The 1005-nt window shown below is 69.3% G+C and carries 3 protein-coding genes; 1 reads left to right on the top strand and 2 read right to left on the bottom strand.

Annotated elements, in window-relative coordinates:
* Nucleotides 1-526, bottom strand: a 526-nt coding sequence (locus ACWDNU_RS47300) for an MlaD family protein (protein WP_449673642.1), incomplete at its 3' end; no start/stop codon positions are given.
* Nucleotides 523-783 (bottom strand): hypothetical protein, encoded by a 261-nt coding sequence (locus tag ACWDNU_RS47295; RefSeq protein ID WP_449673641.1) that lies wholly within the window; start codon nucleotides 781-783, stop codon nucleotides 523-525. The genes ACWDNU_RS47295 and ACWDNU_RS47300, both read right to left, overlap by 4 nt.
* Nucleotides 784-790: 7 nt before the next feature.
* On the opposite strand from ACWDNU_RS47295, the gene ACWDNU_RS47290 reads away from it, so the two are divergent.
* A partial coding sequence (locus ACWDNU_RS47290; RefSeq protein WP_449673640.1) for a hypothetical protein occupies nucleotides 791-1005 on the top strand: 215 nt, incomplete at its 3' end.

Raw genomic sequence — 1005 nt, 5'->3', positions numbered from 1 at the left:
GGGGACCGCGGCCCGCGAACATCGAGTTCGACTCGCTGGTGATCCGGGCCACCTGGCTGAGCGCGCCGCCGTTGAGCAGCATCGACAGCGACATCATCAGTTCCTCGACCGAGGCGCCCGCAGAGGTGTGGTCCCGATCGATCACATCGCCGTCGGCGAGCATCGGTGTGCCGGAACGGAGTTCGGGCAGCACGATCGCGACGTAGATGTCGCCGAGCGGGGTCGGCTGGCGGAGTTCGGCCCGCGATCCGCGCGGCAGCCGAACATCCGCGCGGATCTCCAGGTCGACGGTGGCCACGAAATCGGTGGTGTCGAGGCCGGTGACGACGCCGATGTCGGTCCCGCCGGTCTTCACGTGCGCGCGATCGGGCAGGTTCAGCGCGTTGTCGAACAGCGCCCGCACCGTGTAGGTGGGGCCGTCGAGGCCGGGCTTGGGCAGCGGCATGGAGTCGACGGTCACCGTGCAGCCCGCGACCGAGCAGGCCGCCAGCGCCAGGACCACCGCGCGGGCGAGCTGGGGCCTCATCGGGTCAGTCCCAGCAGTGCGGCGAACAGTCCGAAGTCGGGCCCGAAGTCCTGGAGCTTGCCGGTCCGGCATCCGTCGGCCCTTAGCTCGACCCGCTGGCAGAACAGCGCGAGCAACTCGTTGTCGAGCAGGCTTTTGTCCGTCAGCAGGTGCAGGCGCACCGCCTTGGCCTCGGGACTGACCGCGTTGCCGAGGTTGTCGAGGAACAGCGGTGCGATGTCGACGATCTCGGTGAGTCCGCGGGCATGGTCGCGCATCTGCGCGGTGATCGTGATCAGGCGCAGCAGCGCGTCGGTCAGCGGTTGCTCGTTCTCTCCGACGACGGCGCTGGTGTTGGCGACGAAGTCGTTGATCTGGGTGTCGCTTCGCCCGTCGTCTCCCCGCCATTCGCAGCAGGGTAGCGGGCTTGGGCCAGGCGTCGCCGCGTTCGCGGCACGCGAGCTGCCCGCCTACATGGTGCCCTCGGACGTGGTGGCTCT

Source organism: Amycolatopsis sp. NPDC003676 (genome assembly GCF_053587275.1).
Note: the sequence above shows the minus strand (reverse complement) of the source record. Positions and strands in the feature narration are given on the sequence as shown.

What these genes read in the sequence shown, in the direction of transcription:
- ACWDNU_RS47295 (WP_449673641.1), bottom strand. Translation starts at nt 783, where the DNA reads ATGCGCGACCATGCCCGCGGACTCACCGAGATCGTCGACATCGCACCG.